Genomic DNA, 21,080 nt, shown 5'->3' on the forward strand with positions numbered 1-21,080 from the left:
TCATGAGGAACCTGCCCATGCCCCACCTGCTTGCCCTCTCCTGCCTGAGCCTCGCGCTCGGCCTGGTACCCACGGCCTTCGCCGCCACCGCCTACGTGTCCAACGAGAAGGACAACAACCTCAGCGTCATCGACCTGGATACGCTGGCCGTCACCGGCACCATCGACACGGGCAAGCGTCCCCGCGGACTGGCGCTGTCCCACGACCACAAGCTGCTGTACGTCTGCGCCAGCGATTCGGACACCGTGCAAGTGATCGACCTGTCCACCCGCAAGATCGTCAAGCAGTTGCCCTCCGGCGCCGACCCCGAGCAGTTCGCCCTGCACCCCAATGACCGCTGGCTCTACGTCTCCAACGAGGACGATGCGCTGGTCACGGTGGTCGACACCCAGACCGCCCAGGTGCTCGGCCAGATCGACGTCGGCGTCGAGCCCGAAGGCATGGCGGTGAGCCCGGATGGCAAATGGGCAGTGAACACCAGCGAGACCACCAATATGCTGCACTGGATCGATACCTCGACCCAGAAGCTGGTGGACAGCACCCTGGTGGACCAGCGCCCGCGCCACGCGGAGTTCACCCACGATGGCTCGCAGGTGTGGGTCTCGGCGGAGATCGGCGGCACCGTCAGCGTGGTCGACACCGCCAGCCGCCAGATCCTCAAGACCCTGCGCTTCGCCATCCAGGGCGTGCACCCGGACAAGGTGCAGCCAGTGGGCGTGCAGCTGACCAACGACGGCAAGCTCGCCTTTGTCGCCCTCGGCCCGGCCAACCATGTGGCGGTGGTGGATGCGAAGACCTTCGAAGTCCTCGACTACCTGCTGGTGGGCCGCCGCGTCTGGCACCTGGCCTTTACACCGGACGAGAAGACCCTGCTGGCCACCAACGGCGTCAGCGGCGACGTCTCGGTGATCGACGTAGCCTCGCGCAAGGTCACCAAGTCGATCAAGGTGGGCCGCTATCCGTGGGGCGTGGTGGTGACGCCATGAATGCGCTGACGGTCCGCGACCTCGGTTTCTCCTATGGCCCGCGCCGCGCCCTCGACGGCCTGGAGTTCGAGCTGCCCGCCGGGCGCTTCACCGCCCTGCTGGGGCCCAACGGCGCCGGCAAGTCCACCCTGGTCGCCCTGCTCACCCGCCTCTACGACCTGCAGCAGGGCGAGATCGACGTGCTCGGCTACAGTTTGCGCCAGCAGCCGCGCCTGGCCCTGCGCCAGCTCGGCGTGGTGTTCCAGCAGAGCACCCTGGACCTGGACCTGAGCGTGGAGCAGAACCTGCGCTACCACGCCGCCCTGCACGGCCTGCCACGCAGCGTGGCGAACGAACGGATCGATGCCGAGCTGGCCCGCCAGCAATTGCAGGAACGCCGTCGCGACAAGGTCCGCGCGCTCAATGGCGGCCATCGCCGCCGCGTGGAGATTGCCCGCGCGCTGCTGCATCGGCCACGCCTGCTGCTGCTCGACGAAGCCAGCGTCGGCCTCGACCCGGCGGCGCGCCAGGCGCTCAACAACCATGTGCGCCGACTGTGCCGCGAGGATGGCCTGGCGGTGCTCTGGACCACTCACCTGCTGGATGAGGTGCGCGACGAGGATGCGCTGCTGGTGCTCGATCGCGGCCGCCTGGTCGCCCGTGGCGAGGCGCGTGACATCTGCGCACCGGACGCCGGCAACCTGGAGCGCACCTTCGAGCGCCTGACCCGCCTGGAGGCCTGCGCATGAGCGCCCTGGAGAACCCACGCCTCGGCCCCGCGGCCTACTGGCAATGCCTGTGTGGCATCGTCGTGCGCGAATGGCTGCGCTTCGTCCTGCAGCGCTCGCGCTTCCTCAGCGCACTGGTGCGCCCGCTGCTCTGGCTGCTGGTGTTCGCCGCGGGCTTCCGTGCCGCGCTGGGCATCTCGATCATCGAGCCGTACGACACCTACGTCACCTACGAGACCTACATCGTGCCGGGGCTGTGCTGCATGATCCTGCTGTTCAACGGCATGCAGGGTTCGCTGTCGATGGTCTATGACCGCGAGATGGGCAGCATGCGCGTGCTGCTGACCAGCCCGCTGCCGCGTGCCTTCCTGCTCGCCAGCAAGCTGTTGGCCACCGCGCTGGTGTCGCTGTTGCAGGTCTACGCCTTCCTGCTCATCGCCTGGCTGTATGGCGTGCAGCCGCCGCCCATGGGGCTGGTCGCCGCGCTGCCGGCGTTGCTGCTGGCCGCCCTGCTGCTGGGGGCGCTGGGGCTGCTGCTGTCCAACGGCATTCGCCAGCTGGAGAACTTCGCCGGGGTGATGAATTTCGTCATCTTCCCGCTGTTCTTCCTCTCCTCCGCGCTCTACCCGTTGTGGAAGATGCGCGAGGCCAGCCAGTGGCTGTACTGGCTGTGCGCGCTGAACCCGTTCAGCCACGCCGTGGAGCTGGTGCGCTTCGCCCTGTACGAGCGCTTCAACCTGCTCGCCAGCGGCGTCTGCCTGGGCCTGACACTGCTCTTCGCCGGCCTTGCCGTGCTGACCTTCAACCCGCAGCACGCCGCCCTGCGCAAGGGGTGAAATCTCCTACTTTGGTACTGGTTCGCCCCTCCGGACGTCGAATTTCCAAAGCCGCAGCGCCGGCATCTAATGGCCACTACAAGAAGAACTATCAGAGATACCGCCATGCCTCGCCTTGCCACTGCCCTGTACGGCCACGTGAGCGGCTGCCTCGCCGCGTGCCTGCTCAGCCTTGTCCTCGCGCTCCCGACTGCGCAGGCCGAGGACGCGCCGCTGTTTTCCGCCGACGGCTACCGCCAGGCCCAGTACCGCAGCCCCACGCCGCCCTCCGCCGACCACGCCACCACCCTCGACACCCCCGCCCTGCAGGCGCTGCTCGAGCGCGACCCGCAGACCCGGCTGGTGGACGTCTACCGTCGCACCTTTCTCAATGGCCAGTTCGTCGAGGACGAAAAGCACCGCAACCTGCCCGGCAGCCTGTGGCTGGCCAATGTCGGTACCGGCACCCTGGAGCCGCAATGGCAGGCCTACCTGGAGCGGAATCTCGCCCATCTCACCGAGGGCGATACCGCACGGCCGCTGGTGTTCTACTGCCGTTCCGACTGCTGGATGAGCTGGAACGCCATCCGCCGCGCGCACGCGCTGGGCTATGCCAGCCTCTACTGGTACCGTGATGGTATCGACGCCTGGGAACAGGCAGGACTGCCCCTGCAGGACGCACAACCGCAACCGCTTCCGTGACACCTGCTTCCGTGACACCTGTAGTAGCCTGCGACCGCAAGCCGCTCGCCACCCATAACGACAACAACGAGGTGTAGGCCATGTACAAGATCCTGATCGCCGACGATCACCCGCTGTTCCGCGAAGCCATCCACAACGTCATCGCCGACGGCTTCCCCGGCAGCGAAGTGATGGAGACCGCCGACCTCGACAGCGCCCTGGACCTGACCCAGGAACACGACGATCTCGACCTCATCCTGCTCGACCTGAACATGCCCGGCATGCATGGGCTGAACGGCCTGATGAGCCTGCGCAACGAGGCGCCGACCATCCCGGTGGTGATCGTCTCCGCCGAGCAGGACAAGCAGGTCGTCCTGCAGGCCATCACCTACGGCGCGGTGGGCTTCATCACCAAGTCGTCGCCGCGCGTGCAGATGACCGAGGCCATCGAGCAGATTCTCAACGGCAACGTCTACCTGCCGTCGGACATCATCCGCACGCAGAAATCCTCGCCGCGCCGCAGTGGCCAGGAAGACCACAGCATCCCGCCGGAACTGCTGCAGGCGCTGACCCGCAAGCAACTGCTGGTGCTGGAAAGGATGACCAAGGGCGAATCCAATAAGCAGATCGCCTACAACCTGGAGATCGCCGAAACCACCGTGAAGGCCCACGTCTCCGCGATCCTGCGCAAGCTGAAGGTACACAACCGCGTGCAGGCCATCCTCTGCGCGGGCGACATCGACTTTGCCGCCTACCTTCGTCGTTGAAGCGAGGCCCGCTACTTCATAAAGTGCCGTTGCGACCGCTACCGGGAACCACTCGATGCCCTCCACCCGCACCCTGAGCCTTACCGGCCTGGCGATGATCGCCTTCGCCGGCAACTCCATCCTCTGCCGCCTGGCCCTGAAGGCCACCAGCATCGACGCGGTGAGCTTCACCGGCATCCGAATCTTCTCGGGCGCGCTGATGCTCGCCCTGCTGCTGAAGCTGCGCCGCCGCGTTGCCAGCGAAGGCGGTAACTGGCGCGCGGCAGCGGCGTTGTTCGTCTACGCGGCCGCCTTCTCGTACGCCTACGTACAACTGGATGCCGGTACCGGCGCACTGCTGCTGTTCGGCGCGGTACAGGTGACCATGATCCTGGTCGGTCTGCTGCGCGGCGAGCGACTGCAGGGCCAGGCGCTGCTGGGTTTCCTGCTGGCCCTCGGCGGGCTGCTGGTCCAGCTGCTGCCCAGCGCCAGCGCCCCGCCGCTGGCCGGTGCGCTGCTGATGCTGCTGTCCGGCGTGGCCTGGGGGCTGTACTCGCTGCTCGGGCGCAAGGGCAGCGATCCACTGGCGATCACGACGGGCAACTTCGTGCGCGCCATTGCCTTTGCGGCGTTGCTGGCGGCGTTTTTCCACACCGACCTGCGGGTGGACACGCTGGGGATCGTCTATGCCGTGCTGTCCGGCGCGGTGGCGTCGGGGATCGGCTATGCGATCTGGTACAGCGCGCTGCCGGGCTTGTCGGCCATCCAGGGCGCGTCGGTGCAGCTGAGCGTACCGATCCTCGCCGCCCTCTCCGGCGCCGCGCTGCTGGGCGAGGCGATCAGCCTGCGCCTGGCGCTGGTCTCGTTGGCGGTGCTGGGCGGGATCGCGCTGATCCTGCTGGCCAAGGTGCGTGCCCCTGCCGCCCAGCGCGCCTGAACGAGAGTTTTTCGTAGGAGCGAGCTTGCTCGCGAACGATGTTTCCGCGTTGGGCGGTTCGCGAGCAAGCTCGCTCCTACAGGTCCATCCAGCGACGGAGTATCCCGGTAGGAGCACGCCATGCGCGCGATCGCGGGNNNGGCCCGCTCCTACAGGAGAGACGCCGCAATCTGCTTCGACCAACGCGGGGCCGGAGCCGCTAACGAACGCTATCGACCTGAATGAGAGCTTTTCGTAGGAGCGAGCTTGCTCGCGAACGATGTTTCCGCGTTGGGCGGTTCGCGCGCAAGCTCGCTCCTACAGGTCCATCCAGCGACGGAGTATCCCGGTAGGAGCGCGCCATGCGCGCNNTCGCGGGCATGGCCCGCTCCTTCAGGAGAGATGCCGCAATCTGCTTCGACCAACGCGGGGCCGGAGCCGCTAACGAGCGCTATCGACCTGAACGAGAGCTTTTCGTGGGAGCGAGCTTGCTCGCGAACGATGTTTCCGCGTTGGGCGGTTCGCGAGCAAGCTCGCTCCTACAGGAGAGATGCCGCAGTCTGCCGCGATCAACGCGGGGCCGGAGCCGCTAACGAGCGCTATCGATCAGATGGCACAGCGCGGTCTTCAGCTTCATCGGCCGCACGGGCTTGTGCATCAGGGTGTGCCCCAGCTCGCGGACCTGCAGCTTCAGCTCGTTGCTGTAGTTGGCGGTGATCATCAGCGCTGGCAGCGGCGTGCCGCGCCGGGCGTTGATCGAGGCCACTGCATCGACGCCGTTCAGCCCATCGTCCAGGTGGTAATCGACGATCAGCAGGTCCGATTCGGCGTGGAAGTTGTCCACCTGCCGCGCCAGGTCTTCCTCCGACAGCGCCGTCACCACCTGGCAGCCCCAGGTTTCCAGCAGCGTGCGCATGCCGGCGCAGATCGAGGCGTCGTTATCCAGCACCCACACGCGGGAACCGCGCAGGCGCTCCAGCAGATCATCGGCGGTACGCTCTGGTTCCGGCGCGCTGCGGGCCACACGGCGCGCCAGCGGGACTTCGATGGCGAAGCGCGAGCCCTTGCCGGGTTCGGACTCCACCTGGATGCGATGGCCGAGCATGCGTGCAATCTTCTCGACGATGGCCAGGCCCAGGCCCAGTCCGCGGTCCTGGTGCAGGCGCTGCACATCGCCGCGCTTGAACTCCTGGAATATCTCGCCGAGCTTGTCGGCGGCGATGCCCACGCCGGTGTCCCAGACCTCGATCCACAGGCTGTGCCGGCGTCGCCGGCAGCCCAGCAGTACCCTTCCGGACGGCGTGTAGCGGATGGCGTTGGTCAGCAGGTTGCGCAGGATCCGCGCCAGCAGCTGGATATCGCTGCGCACCTGGGCTCCGCAGGGTACGAAGTCCAGCGCCAGGCCTTCGCTGGCCGCTACCTGGCGGTATTCGGCGGCGAGGTTGCCGAGCAGTTCGCTGACGTCGAACGAGGCGATGTCCGGCTTGATCACCCCAGCATCCAGCTTGGAGATGTCCACCAGGGTGCCGAGCAGGGTTTCGACGTCCTCCAGCGACTGGCTGATGTTGCGCACCAGTGCCTCGCCGCTGCGCTCCTGCAGGGCACTGGTGAACAGCCGCGCGGCGTTCAGCGGCTGCAGCAGGTCGTGGCTGACGGCGGCAAGGAACTTGGTCTTCGACAGGTTGGCCTGCTCCGCCTCGCGCTTGGCCTCGCGCAGGCGCCCTTCCACCTGGCTGCGCTCGTCGATCTCGCGCTTGAGCTGGTCGTTGAGGCTGGTCAGCTCGGCGGTGCGTTCGCGCACCCGCTGTTCGAGGTTCTGGTACGCCTGGTGCAGCGCCTCGGCGGTGCGGCGGCGCTCGGTGATATCGCGGATCAGCACGAACAGCCCGCTCACCGTACCGTCGGCCTGGCGGTTGGGCACGTAGGAGCGCTGCATGTAGCGCTCCTGCCCGGCCAGGTTGGTCTCGGCGATCTCGAAGGTGACACTTTCGCCCGACAGCGCGCGCTCGAAGTACGGTTCCAGGCGCTGGCAGTGTTCGGCGCTGTGCACCTCGCGCAGGTTGCGCCCGAGCATCGAGCCGCTGGGCCAGCGGTACCACTCCTCGTAGACCTTGTTGGTGAAGTCGTAGTCGAGGTCGGCAGTCAGGTAGGCGATCAGCGCCGGCACCTGGTCGGTGATCAGGCGGATCCAGCGCTCGCTTTCGCGCAGCGCCTCGGCATGCCGGTAGCGCTCGGTGATGTCGGTGAAGGTGTTGACGAAGCCGCCGGTGGGCAACGCGTGGGTGCGGATTTCCAGCATGCGCCCGTCGAACAGGCGTTGCTCGATCACCCCTTCCGCCTCGCCCTTGCGCGGGCGGCTGCGCGGGGTCAGCAGCGGCAGTTCGCTGTCGGCCATGACCTCGGCGAAGGGCCGGTGCGCCTCGATCGGCGCCAGCCCGCAAAGCTCCAGGAAGCGCCGGTTCCACAGCTCCAGCGCGCCGTCGGCGCCGACCATGGCGACGCCCTGGGACAGGTTGTCCACGGCGCGCTGCAGCAGGTGCGACTTCTGCGCCACCGCCTGCTCGCGGCGGGCCATCTCGTTCTGCTTGATCTCGGTGATGTCGCTGTAGAGCACCACCAGCCCGCCGTCGCGGGTCGGCCGCTCGGTGACGCGCACCCAGCGGTCGTTACGCAGCCGATAGAGGGTGTGCTCGTCATCGCTGCTGCGCTGTTCCTCGACGATCAGCCCGCTGCTCTGCGCCAGCCGGCGCACTTCGGCAAGCCGCGTTCCAGCGCCGACACGGGCGCGGGTCTGCGCCCAGAACGCACGGAAGCGCTCGTTGTACAGGACGATGCGCTGCTGCGGGTCGAACAGCACGAAGGCATCGGAGATGCTCTCGATGGCGTCCAGCAGGTACTGGTGCGCGGTCTCGGCGCGCAGGCGGGCATCGCTGAGCAACTGGTTGCTGGATTTGAGCTCGACCATCGCCTCGCTCAGCGCATCGGTGCGTTCGCGCACCTGCTCGGCCAGCACCACCGAATGCTGGAAGGCGCCGTAGGCGTTGTCGCCCCGCGAGGTGGCCGATTCGACCCGCTCGATCAGCGCCGCATTGATCCGCTGCAGCTTGTGGTTGTCGCGCTGCAGCTCATCGATGCGCGCGCGCAGCTCAGCCTCCGGCGGTGCCCCGAGGACGGCCAATGGCGACACCGGTGAAGGTCTGGTTGATATGCATGCCATTGAATTGTTCCCCGTAGGTGTTGAAGCCGATCACCTGCTGGCTGCGGAGAAACTCGGCGGTGGGTTCGGTATCGCCGGCCACCTCCAGCTCCAGGCGCCGCAGGAAGCAGTCGCAGCCGATGGTCAGCAGCGGTGGCCCGAGGCGTTCATGCAGGCGCTGGAACTGCGCCTGCAGCCCCGGCAGCAACGGGCCGGTGCTCATGGCGGTGAGGACGATGCCGTTCTCCACCGCGCAGTAGAAGGTCAGGCTGAGGTCGTCGTTGACCTGCTGGATCGAGCGCACGTAGTACTGCTCGCGCACCCGCACCGCCAGCGGGTGTGCCGGGAACAGCGAGAAATCCAGCTGCTCCAGCGGCACGCCGACCAGACGGGCGAACTCCAGGGCGGCCGGTTCGGCGTTGAGCTCCAGCACGCGGCGGCTGTCGCTGTCGGCGCGGGTGACCACCAGTTTCTCCTCGCTGGGCAGCACGTGGTGGGTGGTGAACACCTCGAAGTCCAGCCAGGTGTTGAACAGCACCACCACCGCCGCGCCAGTGTGGAACTGGCCCTGGTAGTAGACGTGGGTGTGGGTCAGGTGGTTGTCGTCGCCGGCCGAGCCGCCGAAATGCGGAATGGCCCCGAGCGCCGCGCTCAGTGCGGCAAGCACCACTTCCTCGCGGCTGGACAGACCGTCGAGCAGGGTCAGGGCGAAGCTGTGGTCCTTGATCGGCGCCAGCCCGGCACTGCGGCAGTCCGCCACCAGCGACTCGACCATCTGCTGCGCGTCGATCAGGCTGAAGCGTTCCATCTCGTCCACCAGTGCGCAGGAGATGGCGAAGCTGCGCAGGTCGAAGCCCACGGCGGTGACGCAGCCACGGCCATAGCCCTGCGGGGTGATCTCGCCGGCGGTGGTGCAACCTGCCAGGTCGATGCCGCCGAAGTACTGCTCCAGCGCGGCGGCCAGCGCCGGCAGGTCGTATTCGGCGGAGCAGAAGAACAGCACGAAGCCGAGGTTGGGGTGGATCAGCTGGCGCGCCAGGTCCTGGGCGACCGCCTCGACGTCGCGGGCATCGGACATGCCGCGAACGACTCCTTGTGTTTCGTGCATGGCGTACGCCCAGTCAGGATATCGACGTTGGCATTCTACGAAGCGGCCGGGGCGCGCCCCATGCTACTTGGGTCGCGGCGGGTCTATCCGAAAGTAGCGGGATATTTGTAGGAGCGGGCCATGCCCGCGATCGCGCCCGTGGGGCGCTCCTACAGGTTGATGCCGGCGTTTCCCGTCATGTACCGAACGGCATGAAACGCCGGCCCTGCCGGCCGTTCGCGGGCATGGCCCGCTCCTACAGGTTGGCTTCGGCGTCCGGCATCAGCCCACCGGCCAGAACAGCAACGTCAGTACCAGCATCCCGGCGTAGAACCCCGTCTCCAGCGTCTCCGTCCACGGCTGGATACGCCGCAACGCGCCGTAGAGGTGTACCACCACCATGAACCCCGCCACCGCCGCCAGCACCTCGAAGGTGGTCGCCAGCGCCTCGCCGGTCAGCGCCGCGCGCAGCATCAGGGCTTCGACGATGAGGATGAATGCCCCCAGGCAGCGCCCGAAATACACCGCAAGATCCGTGTGTTCCGGCAACTGCCACTGCATCACCCGCGCCCACAGCAGCGGCACCAGGAAGATGGGCAAGGCGAATACCAGGGTGGTGGCGATGGACAGAACCAGCAGGTAAGTCTGCGCGTGCGCGCTCCACGATCCGATCATGACGAGCCTTCCTTGAGGTGAAGAAAAAAGGCGGGCGACACGCTGTGCCGACCCGCCGAAATGGAGCCAAAGGAGTTTGCGCAGTTACCAGTTGAGGACGGCGCCCACCGCGAAGGTGTCGGTGTCCTCGCTGACGGTGGAGCCCTTGCGGCCATCGATCTCGTAGACGTTGTACTCGGCCACCAGCTTCAGGTTGTCGTTGATGGTGCGGAAGTAGGCGATGCCCTTGGTCGAGTAGTCCGCCGCGCTGCCCAGGCCGTTGCCGTCGTCGCGGGTCTCGCCGGTGGACAGCGCCACGCGGTTCTTGCCCCAGCTGTACGAGCCCTGCAGCAGTACCCCGCGGCTGTCCACCTCGCGCAGCGCGGCTTCACCGGCGTTGTTGGTGAAGAACGGGTTGATGCCCTTGGCGGTGAAGCCCGAGCCGGTCAGCGAGAAGCCACCCATCTTCGCCTGCAGGCCGTAGCCCAGGCCCTTGGAGGTCACGCTGTCGACTTCGTCGTTGGTGTTCTTCGAGGTCTGGTAGGCGCCGTTGACCCAGCTGTAGATCTTCGCCCCGCCGACGTCGAACTGGTAGCTGATCTCGCTCTCGTAGCGCGGGTTGTCCTGGTAGGCCTTGTCGTCGAGGCCGTCGCTGGCGTCCTTGTCGATCTGGTTGGTGTCGATCGGGTCCATGATGCCGACGGCGATGTGCAGGCCATCCACCAGGTTGTTGTTGCGGTAGGTGATCTGCGAGGTCGGGAACGGGTACGGGTAGCCGGTGCCGATGTTGCCGAAGGACACGCCCTTGCCGTCCACCAGGCCGAGGGTATCGCTGGCGTTGCCGAAGCCGGCGAGCAGTTCGTCGAGGAAGATGTTCGAGCGCGAGAACAGGCCGAAGTCCTTGCCGATCAGCACCTCGCCCCAGTCGCCGGCGACATTGCCGTAGAACTGGCGGACGTCGATGGCGGTGTCGGTGCCGTCCTGCTCGCTGTCGTTGATGGTCACCCAGAACGAGGAGCGCCCGGTGAGGGTCAGGCCGTCGATCTTCTTGCCGAAGTTGAAGCCGATGTAGTTCGGCAGGAAGCCCATCTTCACCCGCGACTGGCGGCGGTCGTAGGTCTCGCCGTTACGGTCGACGTCGCTGTTCACATAGAAGGCATTGAAGTAGCCATCGGTGGAAAAGGTGGTGTCGTCCTTGTCGTACAGCGTGATATCGGCGCAAGCCGGCCCGGCAAGGGTGGCGAAAGCCAGCGGCAGCAGCTGGCGGCGGACGGCGATCTTGTTCTTGTTCATGGCGCTCTCCGAGGGGGGATCGACTGCGGCTCAGTCGTGTCGGAGGCGATTATCGAAACGCCCGGGGCCTTGCCATACGCTGCTTTCGCGCTGGTTCCACGGGCCTTGCAGGGGTCTTGCGGGAGCGCTGCGCAAGGCTCTGCGACTACCGCTACCTCGGGCGCGCAGCGATGGTCGCGGGGAGTCGCGACCGCCGGGCAGATACCTTGGGCCAGCACACCGGACGTAAGGCAAAAGTCGGCCGTGGCACCGCCTTGCGGACGGCACCCGGGGTCAAAAGTACGACGTCAGGCGTGGCTGAGCAGCAGCCAGTGACCGCCCTGGGCGGAGCTGAGCGCTGAATGCGCGGCGCGCAGTTCGGTGGCGCAGAGGTTGTCCAGGGACTGGACCATGGCCTCGCGGTGCGACGGCCCGACGCCGGCCAACTGGTCGTTCCAGGCCTGGTGCAGGCGCTCGGCGAAGTCGCCCGGCGCGCGCGCCAGCTCGGCGGCCAGCGGGGCACGCAGGGCGTCGACCCGTTGCGGGTCGATCCGCAGCAGGGCTTCGCCCTGGCGGTAGAGGAAGCTGTCGACCTCGGCCTGCAACTCCACCGCCGACAGCAACGGCGACTGCACGGCGAAGAGGATGCCACGGCGCATGCCTACCTGGCGAAAACCGCAGTACAGCGCATAGGCCAGTTGCCGCTCGCCGCGCAGCCAGTGGAAGAAGGCCGGCTCCAGCACGCGGGCCAGCAGGCGCCACGCGGCTTCGTCCGCCGCCGAGCGGGACGCCAGCGGGCAGAACAGCAACAGCGCCGCCTCGCCCGGCAGTTCCAGCACCTGGCGATGCCGGCCGGCCGGGCCACTGCGCGGCGGCAACGCGCTGGTGGTCGAGTAGCCGGCCAAGGTGTCCGGCAGCTCGATGCCACGGGTCAGGTCGTCCCAATGGGCGGCGGACCAGTCCGGAGATGCATCGCTGTCACCGGCCAGCATCTGCGGCAGCAGATCGAGCAACTGGCGGATCGGCATTTCCCCTTCGCGGCGCCGGCGTTCGGCAGCGTGCAGGCGCGCGCCCTGCCCCAGCAAAGCCGCTGCGGGATGCTGAAGCGCGTGGATCGCGCACTCGGCCAGCTCGGCAAGGTGGTTCCTTGCCCCCGACAGCATCAGCGTCCAGTCACTTTCCATGGCCTCCAGGCGCAGGCTGGCGCCCTCGTGCCGCGCTGCGCCAGCCAACGGCCGCAGCGCTTGCCGGGCGCAAAGGAATGCCTGCCGGCCTGGTGTCTGAGGAAAGCGCCAGCGCAGGTAAAGGGCGGCGGGCTCGGCTTGCGTGGCGGCCTGCGTCGGCGCGAAGGACCACGCCTCGCCCCGCAGCGGTTCGATGTTGCGCTGCGGACTACGGGCGACATCGAGGATGAAGCCGGCCGAGGTCAGCGACTCGCCGATCACCGCCTCGCAGGCGATCAGGCGGATCATGCGCGGTGCTACCAGCTGGCCGAGCCATGCCGATGGATTGGCGCTTCCCGCGCGGCGTTGCAGCTGTTCCAGGGCGCCGACGGGCTCATCGACAGGAGCGGCGGCCAGGATATCGGCCGGCAATTTGCGCAGCGCTTCCAGCCAGGAGAAGAAGGCCGATTCCACGAGATCGGCGGTGGCGGCTTCGGCGAGTTCGAAATCGAACCGCAGCAACGCCTGACCGCTGGCGAAACGGCTCAGGCGCGCGCGGGCACTGTCGGCCAGTCCGTTCTGCCCCAGGCAGGCCAGCAGCGATCCGGGCGCCTCGTCGGCCAGCCAGCCCTGCAACTGCTCCAGCGACGCACCGCCCTCGCCTGCCATGCCATCCAGGGCGAAGCCCAGGACCAGTCGCGGCGCACCGGGCATGCGCAGCTTCAGCTCCTGCCCCGCCAACGGCAGGAGGGACTCGTCGCTGGTGCAATCGGCCAGCGCGCCGGAGGGGAACACAGCGGCTTCGCGCTCGGCCAATGCCGCCAGTTCCTCCAGTGTTTGCGGCCCCTGCAGCCAGAGCTCCAGCGCACCGCCGACCTGGCAGGAACGGATGAAGTCACGCAGCGCCTTCTGGAACTCGGCGCTTTCCACCTTGAGACTGTCGCGGCGCCCCGCCACGAAGCGCCCCAGCGGGTGCCCCGGCGCCACCGCCAGCGCCAGCGCGGCGTCGATCAGGGTGTCGGGATCGCGGCCGCGGGCGAGGAATTCGGCTTCCAGCACTTCGCGTTCGGCGACCTGCACGGACTCATCCAGCAGCGGCCGCGCCAGCATGTCCACCAGCCGCGCCAGTCCGTCACCCAGATCGTCGGCGGGCACCTCGAAGAAGTAATCGGTCTGCCGCGCGCGGGTACTGGCATTGAGACGCCCGCCGCGGGCCTGCACCCAGGGCATCAGCCGCTCGCCCTCGACGAAGCGTTCGCCGCAGAGGAACAGCAGGTGCTCGATGAAATGGGCGAGGCCGGGGAAGGTTTCCGGCTCGTCGTGGCTGCCACGGGCGAGCCGCAACAGCGCGGCGGCGCGGCTGGCGCCGGGAACCTGGATGACGGTGGCGCGCAGGCCGTTGGCGAGGGTCAGGGTCTTGGCGGGAAGGCTGTTCATCGGCATCCGGTCCGGTTCAGGGTCGCCACCATCGCCGAAGGCACGGCAAAGGGAAATACGGCTTTGGCAGCAAACGCTTGCCGGCATTGGCCCACGCCAGCAGGCCGGCTACCATTCCTGGCTCCACTCGACCTTTGCCATTCTCTTGAAAGGAATACGCTCGCCATGAGCACCGCCCTGCTGATCATCGACGTCCAGTCCGACCTGTGTACCGGCGACTACGCCTGTTTCGACATCGACAATGTGCTGCAGCGCATCAATGACCTGAGTCGCGCGGCGCGTGAGGCCGGCGTGCCGGTGGTGCTGGTGCAGCACGAGGACGATGACCTGCAGTATGGCAGCGCCGGCTGGCAGCTGGAAACGCGTCTGCTCACCGATCACGCCGACCTGAAGGTGCGCAAGACCACCCCGGACTCCTTCCTGCGCACCGACCTGGCCGAGCTGCTGCAGACCCGCGGCGTAGACCACCTGGTAATCTGCGGGCTGCAGAGCGACTACTGCGTCGACACCACCACCCGTCGCGCCCTGGCCCAGGGCTACGGCGTGACACTGGTGGGCGATGCCCACTCCACCGTCGACAACGCCGTGCTCAGCGCCGCGCAGATCAGCGCGCACCACAACGCGGTACTGGGCAGCATCAGCAGTTTCGGCCCGCGCGCCAAGGTGGTTCCGGCCGCCGACGTGCACTTCTGACGCTCGCGAGGCAATCGCCGTGAACTTCGACTGGAACGACATCCCGATCCTTCTCGCCCTCGCCCGCCACGGCAGCATGAGCGCCGCCGGCCGCGCGCTGGGCGTCGACCCCTCGACCATGAGCCGGCGCCTGGTGGCGGCGGAAAGTGCGCTGCAGACGCGCCTGTTCATTCGCGACAATGCCGGCTACAAGGCCACCGATGCCGGTACGGCCTTCCTCGGCTATGCCGAGCGCATCCTCGGTGACGTGCAGAGCATGCTGCTGGAAACCCGCAACGAAGCCAGCGCCATCAACGGCTCGGTGCGCATCACGGCGGTGGACTTCCTCTTCAGCCACTGGCTGGTGCAGCACATGCCGCAACTGGCGCGCACCTACCCCAACCTGCAACTGCAGCTGATCCCGGCGAACCGCGCGCTGTCGTTCACCCGGCGCGAGGCCGACTTCGCCCTGCGCCTGGCGCGCCCGGCGGAAGACGCGGCACTGGTGATGCGCAAGGTCGCCGACATCGGCTTCGCCATCTACGCCGCCACGCCCTTCGCCCAGGTGCCAGCCGAGCAATGGCCGCAGCAGCCCTGGCTGGGCTACGGCGAAGACCTGGATGACACCCCGGAGATGTGCTGGCTGCGCCGCTTCGTTCCCGATGCCAGTTTCGCCCTGCGCGCGAGCAGTGTGACCACGCTGATCCATGCCTGCGAAAGCGGTCTGGGCATGGCGTTGCTACCCTGCTTCCTCGGCGAGCGCGAAGGTCTGGTGCGCCTCTCCGGCGCGGTGGTCGTGCGGGAAATCTGGCTGCTCGCTCACCGCGACGCCGGCCGCATCGGTCGCTTCCAGGCGGTCAGCGACTGGCTGCGCGAAGTGTTCGACCAGGACGCCACGCCACTCAGCGGCGCAGACCTCGACGGACGAGCCCTCGGCGCAGTGGAAGTCAGCCGGGGCTAGCCCGTGCCGAAGAAAAAGCCCGGATGTCGCGAGACATCCGGGCTTTTTGCCGTCGGGGCCGACTGCGTGGTTACGGCTGGACCGGCGGCAGGTACTGCAGGGTGGTGCCCAGTGCCCAGAGCAGGAACAGCACCAGCGGGATGTGCACCAGCAGCTGGACGAAGCTGAAGCCGATCAAGTCGCGGGCCTTCAGACCCAGTACGCCGAGCAGCGGCAGCATGTAGAACGGGTTGATCAGGTTCGGCAGCGCCTCCGCGGCGTTGTAGATCTGCACCGCCCAGCCCAGGTGGTACTGCAGCTCGTTGGCCACCTGCATCACGTAGGGCGCCTCGATGATCCACTTGCCGCCGCCGGACGGGATGAAGAAGCCCAGCACCGCCGAGTACACGCCCATCAGCAGCGCATAGGTGTCGTGGGAGGCGATCTGCACGAAGAAGGTGGAGATGTGGTGGGCGATGGTGGAGCCGTCGCCGCCCTTCACGGTGGTCAGGATCGCCGCGATGGAGCCGTACAGCGGGAACTGGATCAGCACCCCGGTGGTGGTCGGCACGGCGCGGGCCACGGCATCGAGGAAGTTGCGCGGGCGCCAGTGCAGCAGCGCGCCCACCATGAGGAACAGCAGGTTGTAGGTATTCAGCCCGGAGATCGCGGTGATCGCCGGCTTGGTGCTGAACTCGTGGACCAGCCAGCCAGCGGCCAGCGCCACCAGCATCAGGATCAGCAGCGGGCTGTGCTCCAGCCACTCACCCGGGCGGGTCGCCTTCGGCGCACTCGGCGGGGTGAAGCTGACGTCCACGCCGCACGCCTTAGCGTCACGGGCGCTGGCGGCGCCGGGTGCGGTCATGTAGGCGATCACCAGCGATACCAGCACCAGGGCCAGCAGCATGACGCCGGACTGCCAGAGGAAGATGGTCTCGGTGAACGGGATGACACCGGTGATCGCCAGGATCGACGGCGGCAGGCTGGCCGGGTTGGCCTGCAGTTGCGCGGCGGATGACGACAGCCCCAGCGCCCATACGGCGCCCAGGCCCAGGTAGGCGGCAGCGCCGGCGGCGCGGTAGTCCATCTTCAGGTCTTCGCGACGCGCCAGCGCCCGCACCAGCAGGCCGCCGAACACCAGGGACAGGCCCCAGTTGAGCAGCGAGGCGAGCATGGAGATCAGCGCGACCCAGGCGACCGCCGAGCGGCCGTTCTTCGGTACGCGCGCGAACAGGTCGATGAGCCTGGAGGCCGGGCCGGAGCTGGCTACGACATAGCCACCGATGACCACGAAGGCCATCTGCATGGTGAAGGGAATCAGGCTCCAGAAGCCGTCGCCGAAGGCCTTGGCGGTCTCCGTGGCCGGCGCGCCGATGGCCAGCGCGGCAACGCTGACGATCAGCACCGCGAGCGCGGCGAAGACCCAGGAGTCGGGGAACCAGCGCTCGGCCCAGTTGGAACAGGCCATGGCGAAGCGCGCCGAGCGGCTGTCCTGCACGGCAGTGCCGGGGGTGTGCACGTGGGAAGTCATAACGGTCTACCTCGTTGTTCTTGTAATGGTTCATCGTCGAACGGGGCTTGTGGCAATTCCCGTCCTGGAATGAAAAACCGCCCGGCCTGCGTGGGGCCGAGCGGTGACGCAAGGGTTTGCCGGCGCCGGGGGACGCCGAAAACCGCGGCAGGATGTGCGTCTGTCGGTGTGCCCACCTACCATCCCGCCTGCCGGCGCTGCATGGGTACATGCAACCCGGCGCTCGCCAATGGGTCGTTGGTCGCGCGCTCGTCAGTCCCGAGCGAGGGCCATGGCGACACCCTGGCCGCCGCCGATGCACAGGGTCGCCAGACCCTTCTTCGCATCGCGGCGGAGCATTTCGTGGAGCAGGGTCACCAGCACACGGGCGCCCGAGGCGCCGATCGGGTGGCCAAGGGCGACAGCGCCGCCGTTGACGTTGACCTTCCCGGCGTTCCAGCCCAGTTCCTTGCCGACCGACAGCGCCTGCGCGGCGAAGGCTTCGTTGGCCTCGATCAGCTCGACATCGTCGAGGCTCCAGCCGGCCTTTTCCAGGCAGCTGCGGGTCGCGGTTACCGGGGCGATGCCCATGATCGACGGGTCGACGCCACTGCTCGCATAGGCTTGGATGCGTGCCAGAACCGGGAGGTTCAGGCTGCGTGCGCGCTCGGCGCTCATCAGCAGAACGGCGGCGGCGCCATCGTTGAGGGTAGAGGCGTTGCCGGCGGTGACGGTGCCGTCCTTCTTGAAGGCAGGCTTGAGCTTGCCCAGGGATTCGGCGGTGGTGCCCGCGCGCGGCTGCTCATCGGTGTCGAAGGACAGCGGCTCACCCTTGCGCTGGGGAATCAGCACCGGGGTGATCTCGTCCTTGAAGCGGCCGGCTTCGATGGCCGAGGCAGCTTTCAGCTGGGACTGCGCGGCGAACGCGTCCTGCGCCTCGCGGCTGATACCGAACTTCTCCGCCAGGTTCTCGGCGGTGATGCCCATGTGGTAGTCGTTGAAGGCGTCGATCAGGCCGTCGCGCAGCAGGGTGTCCTGCAGCTCTGCGTGGCCCATGCGCAGGCCGGTACGGGCCTTGGGCAGCACATAGGGTGCGAGGCTCATGCTTTCCTGGCCGCCGGCGATGATGGCGTCGGCGTCGCCGCAGCGGATCGCCTGGACGCCGAGGAACAGCGCCTTCAGGCCCGAGCCGCAGAGCTTGTTGATGGTCATCGCGGGTACTTCAACCGGAAGACCGGCGCCGATGGACGCCTGGCGCGCGGGGTTCTGCCCGGCGCCGGCGGTGAGTACCTGGCCGAGGATGACTTCGTCGATCTGCTCCGGCTTCACGCCGCTGCGTTCGAGCAGCGAGCGGATGACCAGGCTGCCCAGTTCATGGGCGGGAATGTTCGCCAGGCTGCCCTGGAAGGCGCCGATGGCGGTGCGGGTGGCGGCAACGATTACTACGTCTTGCATGGGTTTCACTCCAAAGCTGGCCATTGCTGTAGGAGCGAGCTTGCTCGCGAACGCTCTTGCTTCGTGTACAGGCCGGTTCGCGAGCAAGCTCGCTCCTACGAAAAGCAGATCAGAAGGTCATTTCCTTCACATCGTCCGGCACGATCAGGCGGCCGGCGGTCTTCTCGGCGATCTCGGCAACGCTCACACCCGGCGCGGTCTCGCGCAGGATGAAGGCGCCGTTCTCGATCTCCAGGTAGGCCAGGTCGGTGAGGACCTTGCGGATGCAGCCGGCGCCGGTCAGCGGCAGCGAGCACTTGTCCAGCAGCTTGGATTCACCGTCCTTCGAAGCGTGGGTCATGGTGACGATGATGTTGTCGGCACCGGCCACCAGGTCCATGGCGCCGCCCATGCCTTTCACCAGCTTGCCGGGGATCATCCAGGAGGCGATGTTGCCCTGCACGTCCACCTCGAAGGCACCGAGCACGGTGAGGTCGACGTGGCCGCCACGGATCATCGCGAAGGATTCGGCAGAGTTGAAGATCGATGCGCCCTTCACGGCGGTCACGGTCTGCTTGCCGGCGTTGATCATGTCGGCGTCGACGCTGTCTTCGGTGGGGAACGCGCCCATGCCGAGCAGGCCGTTTTCCGATTGCAGCATCACTTCCATGCCCTCGGGCACGTAGTTGGCGACCAGGGTCGGGATGCCGATGCCCAGGTTCACGTAGAAGCCGTCCTGCAGCTCGCGCGCCACGCGCTGAGCCATCTGTTCGCGGGTAAGTGCCATGGCTGAATCTCTTCTCTTGTTCAATGCGGTTGAAGATCGAGCGAGCTAGCGACTGGCTAGGCGGATTTGAAACGAGGACGCGGAGTTCAGATGCCCTAAATGAGCAGGCCTCGTTTCAAATCCAACGCCGCCAGGCCGACGCGCAGCCGATCCTTAGCGAGTCGTGCGCTTTTCGATGCGCTTTTCGAAGGAGCCCTGGATGATGCGGTCGACGTAGATGCCGGGGGTGTGGATCTGGGTGGGGTCCAGCTCGCCCGGTTCGACGATCTCTTCCACTTCGACGACGGTGATGCGGCCTGCGGTGGCGACGATGGGATTGAAGTTCTGCGCGGTGTGGCGGTAGATGACGTTGCCGTAGTGGTCGGCCTTCCAGCCCTTGACGATGGCGAAGTCACCGGTGATGGCGCGTTCCATTACGTAATGGCGGCCATCGAATTCGCGCACTTCCTTGCCATCGGCGACCGGGGTGCCGTAGCCGGTGGCGGTGAAGAAGGCCGGGATGCCGGCGCCGCCGGCGCGGAGTTTTTCCGCCAGGGTGCCTTGCGGGGTCAGTTCGACCTCCAGCTCACCGGACAGCAGCTGCTGCTCGAACAGCGCGTTCTCGCCAACGTAGGACGCGATCATCTTGCGGATCTGCCGGTCCTCCAGCAGCACGCCGAGGCCGAAGCCGTCGATGCCGCAGTTGTTGGAAACCACGGTCAGGCCCTTCACGCCCAGCTTGCGAATCTGCGCGATGAGGTTTTCCGGGATGCCGCAGATACCGAAGCCGCCCGCCAGTACCGTCATGTCGTCGGTGAGCCCGGCGAGGGCTTCCTCGTAACTGCCTACACGCTTGTCGAGTCCTGCCATGTTGCTGCTGCCTCTTGTATTTGGAATGTCCGACTCAGTGGTCAGAGAGCGAATGCAGCTTCACCGGCACAGACTGATTTGTTAAGTTTGTTTTTCCAATCGATTGATTTGGCATTTTTATAAATGACCGTGAAGCAACTGCGCGCCTTCCTCGCCGTCGCCCAGAGCCTGAGCTTCGCCCAGGCCTGCGAGCGCCTGCACCTGTCGCAACCGGCGCTGAGCCTGGCGATCAAGAGCCTGGAAGAATCCCTGGGCGGCCAGCTGCTGGTGCGCACCACCCGCAGCGTGGCGCTGACTCCCGAGGGCGAGACCCTGCTGCCGCTGGCCCGCAGCCTGCTGGCGGACTGGGACAACGCGGAGGAAGTGATGCATCAGCACTTCACCCTGCAACTGGGCAAGGTCTCCATCGCCGCCATGCCCTCCTTCGCCGGCAACCTGCTGCCCGCCGTATTGCGCGCATTCCGCGACCGTCACCCGCGGGTGAACGTGGCGGTGCACGACGTGATCAACGAGCAGGTGCTGGAGATGGTCCGCAACCGCCGCGTGGAACTGGGCATCGCCCTGGAGCCGGACAGCCTGGACGGGCTGTCCTTCACGCCCTTCTACACCGACCGCTTCGTCGCCGTGCTGCCGGCCGATTCGCCGCTGGCGGGTGAGTCGACCATCACCTGGGACCAGCTTCTGGAAGATCACTTCATCACCCTTCAGCGCCCGTCCGCCGTGCGTTTGCTGCTGGAAGACCAGCTGCAGGGGCGACTGCCGGTGGCGTTCGAAAGCCATCAGTTGGTGACCGTGGGGCGGATGGTGGCCGAAGGGCTGGGCGTCAGCGCCGTGCCGCGCCTGTGCCGGCAGCAGATGGAGGAACTGGGGGCGCGCTGCGTGGCGCTCGACCAACCACGCATCGAGCGCCGCGTCGGGCTGTTCTGCCTGGCGGAGCACAAGCTCTCCAGCGCCGCGCAGGCGCTGAGCGATGTGCTGGTGAAGGGGACGGATTGGGCGGGCATGGAGCAACCGTGATGCGGTCATGCCGGCTTGCCGCGCACACCTGTAGGAGCGGGCCATGCCCGCGATCGCGCGCACGGCGCGCTCCTACACTTCGACTCCCGGGTTGAACGATTTCAAGCCTCTCCCCCCATCTGCAAACTGATCTCCCGAGCTACCACCCGCAAGGTCCGCGCCGCGCAGGCGCAGAGTGATGTGCTGGTGAACGGGACGGATTGGGCGGGCA

At 67.1% G+C, this 21,080-nt stretch carries 18 protein-coding genes; 9 read left to right on the forward strand and 9 right to left on the reverse strand.

Annotated features, from left to right (window positions below):
* The first annotated feature begins 17 nt into the window (after positions 1 to 17).
* The 6 genes from UB43_RS26790 (at position 18) to UB43_RS26815 (ending at position 4,872) form a co-directional block, all read left to right on the forward strand.
* On the forward strand, positions 18 to 986 hold the full coding sequence (locus UB43_RS26790) for a YVTN family beta-propeller repeat protein (RefSeq protein WP_371319004.1): 969 nt from the start codon (positions 18 to 20) through the stop codon (positions 984 to 986).
* Positions 983 to 1,714, forward strand: coding sequence for an ABC transporter ATP-binding protein (locus UB43_RS26795; RefSeq protein ID WP_045217513.1), 732 nt, complete (start codon positions 983 to 985; stop codon positions 1,712 to 1,714). The genes UB43_RS26790 and UB43_RS26795 overlap by 4 nt, the downstream gene beginning before the upstream one ends.
* A complete protein-coding gene (locus UB43_RS26800) occupies positions 1,711 to 2,529 on the forward strand; it encodes an ABC transporter permease (RefSeq protein ID WP_045217515.1) in 819 nt (272 codons plus the stop codon). Before UB43_RS26795 ends, UB43_RS26800 begins: the two co-directional genes overlap by 4 nt.
* A gap of 105 nt (positions 2,530 to 2,634) precedes the next feature.
* Positions 2,635 to 3,210 carry a PQQ-dependent catabolism-associated CXXCW motif protein gene (locus UB43_RS26805; protein WP_052969615.1) on the forward strand — a complete coding sequence of 192 codons (576 nt, stop codon included), beginning with the start codon at positions 2,635 to 2,637 and terminating at the stop codon, positions 3,208 to 3,210.
* Positions 3,211 to 3,290: 80 nt separating this feature from the next.
* Positions 3,291 to 3,956, forward strand: coding sequence for a response regulator AgmR (agmR, locus tag UB43_RS26810; RefSeq protein WP_045217517.1), 666 nt, complete (start codon positions 3,291 to 3,293; stop codon positions 3,954 to 3,956).
* A gap of 55 nt (positions 3,957 to 4,011) precedes the next feature.
* Positions 4,012 to 4,872, forward strand: coding sequence for an EamA family transporter (locus tag UB43_RS26815; RefSeq protein ID WP_045217519.1), 861 nt, complete (start codon positions 4,012 to 4,014; stop codon positions 4,870 to 4,872).
* Positions 4,873 to 5,440: 568 nt separating this feature from the next.
* Here UB43_RS26815 and nahK read toward each other — a convergent pair.
* From nahK to pqqF, 5 genes are all read right to left on the reverse strand, one after another.
* Positions 5,441 to 8,068: a hybrid sensor histidine kinase/response regulator NahK/ErcS' gene (gene nahK, locus UB43_RS26820; protein WP_082085921.1), complete on the reverse strand. Its 2,628-nt coding sequence runs from the start codon at positions 8,066 to 8,068 to the stop codon at positions 5,441 to 5,443.
* On the reverse strand, positions 7,998 to 9,155 hold the full coding sequence (nosP, locus tag UB43_RS26825) for a nitric oxide-sensing protein NosP (RefSeq protein ID WP_045217523.1): 1,158 nt from the start codon (positions 9,153 to 9,155) through the stop codon (positions 7,998 to 8,000). The genes nahK and nosP overlap by 71 nt, the downstream gene beginning before the upstream one ends.
* Positions 9,156 to 9,416: 261 nt before the next feature.
* A complete protein-coding gene (locus tag UB43_RS26830) occupies positions 9,417 to 9,809 on the reverse strand; it encodes a hypothetical protein (protein WP_045217525.1) in 393 nt (130 codons plus the stop codon).
* An 84-nt stretch (positions 9,810 to 9,893) separates the two neighbouring features.
* Positions 9,894 to 11,081, reverse strand: a complete 1,188-nt coding sequence (locus tag UB43_RS26835) for a porin (RefSeq protein ID WP_045217527.1) — start codon at positions 11,079 to 11,081, stop codon at positions 9,894 to 9,896.
* A gap of 287 nt (positions 11,082 to 11,368) precedes the next feature.
* Positions 11,369 to 13,660 (reverse strand): pyrroloquinoline quinone biosynthesis protein PqqF, encoded by a 2,292-nt coding sequence (gene pqqF, locus UB43_RS29295; RefSeq protein ID WP_177329824.1) that lies wholly within the window; start codon positions 13,658 to 13,660, stop codon positions 11,369 to 11,371.
* Positions 13,661 to 13,825: 165 nt separating this feature from the next.
* Here pqqF and UB43_RS26845 point away from each other — a divergent pair, with 165 nt between their 5' ends.
* On the forward strand, positions 13,826 to 14,353 hold the full coding sequence (locus tag UB43_RS26845) for a cysteine hydrolase family protein (protein WP_045217532.1): 528 nt from the start codon (positions 13,826 to 13,828) through the stop codon (positions 14,351 to 14,353).
* A gap of 19 nt (positions 14,354 to 14,372) precedes the next feature.
* On the forward strand, positions 14,373 to 15,293 hold the full coding sequence (locus UB43_RS26850) for a LysR family transcriptional regulator (protein WP_052969616.1): 921 nt from the start codon (positions 14,373 to 14,375) through the stop codon (positions 15,291 to 15,293).
* A gap of 70 nt (positions 15,294 to 15,363) precedes the next feature.
* Here UB43_RS26850 and UB43_RS26855 read toward each other — a convergent pair whose 3' ends face one another.
* The 4 genes from UB43_RS26855 to UB43_RS26870 all read right to left on the reverse strand — a co-directional run bounded on the left by UB43_RS26855 (position 15,364) and on the right by UB43_RS26870 (position 19,852).
* Positions 15,364 to 16,803: a short-chain fatty acid transporter gene (locus tag UB43_RS26855; protein ID WP_045217534.1), complete on the reverse strand. Its 1,440-nt coding sequence runs from the start codon at positions 16,801 to 16,803 to the stop codon at positions 15,364 to 15,366.
* A gap of 252 nt (positions 16,804 to 17,055) precedes the next feature.
* Positions 17,056 to 18,237 (reverse strand): acetyl-CoA C-acetyltransferase, encoded by a 1,182-nt coding sequence (locus UB43_RS26860; RefSeq protein WP_045217536.1) that lies wholly within the window; start codon positions 18,235 to 18,237, stop codon positions 17,056 to 17,058.
* 109 nt (positions 18,238 to 18,346) lie between these two features.
* Positions 18,347 to 19,003 carry a CoA transferase subunit B gene (locus UB43_RS26865; protein WP_045217538.1) on the reverse strand — a complete coding sequence of 219 codons (657 nt, stop codon included), beginning with the start codon at positions 19,001 to 19,003 and terminating at the stop codon, positions 18,347 to 18,349.
* A 153-nt stretch (positions 19,004 to 19,156) separates the two neighbouring features.
* Complete coding sequence (locus tag UB43_RS26870; RefSeq protein ID WP_045217540.1) at positions 19,157 to 19,852, reverse strand: CoA transferase subunit A; 696 nt, start codon at positions 19,850 to 19,852, stop codon at positions 19,157 to 19,159.
* A gap of 123 nt (positions 19,853 to 19,975) precedes the next feature.
* Between UB43_RS26870 and UB43_RS26875 the strand changes: the two genes are divergently transcribed.
* Entirely contained in the window at positions 19,976 to 20,869 is an 894-nt protein-coding gene (locus UB43_RS26875; RefSeq protein WP_045217542.1) for a LysR family transcriptional regulator, read from the forward strand.
* Positions 20,870 to 21,080 lie beyond the last annotated feature (211 nt).

The organism is Pseudomonas sp. 21 (assembly GCF_000955805.1).
Classification (GTDB): Bacteria; Pseudomonadota; Gammaproteobacteria; order Pseudomonadales; family Pseudomonadaceae; genus Pseudomonas.

What these genes read in the sequence shown, in the direction of transcription:
- UB43_RS26790 (WP_371319004.1), top strand. Translation starts at nt 18, where the DNA reads ATGCCCCACCTGCTTGCCCTCTCCTGCCTGAGCCTCGCGCTCGGCCTG.
- UB43_RS26795 (WP_045217513.1), top strand. Translation starts at nt 983, where the DNA reads ATGAATGCGCTGACGGTCCGCGACCTCGGTTTCTCCTATGGCCCGCGC.
- UB43_RS26800 (WP_045217515.1), top strand. Translation starts at nt 1,711, where the DNA reads ATGAGCGCCCTGGAGAACCCACGCCTCGGCCCCGCGGCCTACTGGCAA.
- UB43_RS26805 (WP_052969615.1), top strand. Translation starts at nt 2,635, where the DNA reads ATGCCTCGCCTTGCCACTGCCCTGTACGGCCACGTGAGCGGCTGCCTC.
- agmR (WP_045217517.1), top strand. Translation starts at nt 3,291, where the DNA reads ATGTACAAGATCCTGATCGCCGACGATCACCCGCTGTTCCGCGAAGCC.
- UB43_RS26815 (WP_045217519.1), top strand. Translation starts at nt 4,012, where the DNA reads ATGCCCTCCACCCGCACCCTGAGCCTTACCGGCCTGGCGATGATCGCC.
- nahK (WP_082085921.1), bottom strand. Translation starts at nt 8,068, where the DNA reads ATGGCATGCATATCAACCAGACCTTCACCGGTGTCGCCATTGGCCGTC.
- nosP (WP_045217523.1), bottom strand. Translation starts at nt 9,155, where the DNA reads ATGCACGAAACACAAGGAGTCGTTCGCGGCATGTCCGATGCCCGCGAC.
- UB43_RS26830 (WP_045217525.1), bottom strand. Translation starts at nt 9,809, where the DNA reads ATGATCGGATCGTGGAGCGCGCACGCGCAGACTTACCTGCTGGTTCTG.
- UB43_RS26835 (WP_045217527.1), bottom strand. Translation starts at nt 11,081, where the DNA reads ATGAACAAGAACAAGATCGCCGTCCGCCGCCAGCTGCTGCCGCTGGCT.
- pqqF (WP_177329824.1), bottom strand. Translation starts at nt 13,660, where the DNA reads ATGAACAGCCTTCCCGCCAAGACCCTGACCCTCGCCAACGGCCTGCGC.
- UB43_RS26845 (WP_045217532.1), top strand. Translation starts at nt 13,826, where the DNA reads ATGAGCACCGCCCTGCTGATCATCGACGTCCAGTCCGACCTGTGTACC.
- UB43_RS26855 (WP_045217534.1), bottom strand. Translation starts at nt 16,803, where the DNA reads ATGACTTCCCACGTGCACACCCCCGGCACTGCCGTGCAGGACAGCCGC.
- UB43_RS26860 (WP_045217536.1), bottom strand. Translation starts at nt 18,237, where the DNA reads ATGCAAGACGTAGTAATCGTTGCCGCCACCCGCACCGCCATCGGCGCC.
- UB43_RS26865 (WP_045217538.1), bottom strand. Translation starts at nt 19,003, where the DNA reads ATGGCACTTACCCGCGAACAGATGGCTCAGCGCGTGGCGCGCGAGCTG.
- UB43_RS26870 (WP_045217540.1), bottom strand. Translation starts at nt 19,852, where the DNA reads ATGGCAGGACTCGACAAGCGTGTAGGCAGTTACGAGGAAGCCCTCGCC.
- UB43_RS26875 (WP_045217542.1), top strand. Translation starts at nt 19,976, where the DNA reads ATGACCGTGAAGCAACTGCGCGCCTTCCTCGCCGTCGCCCAGAGCCTG.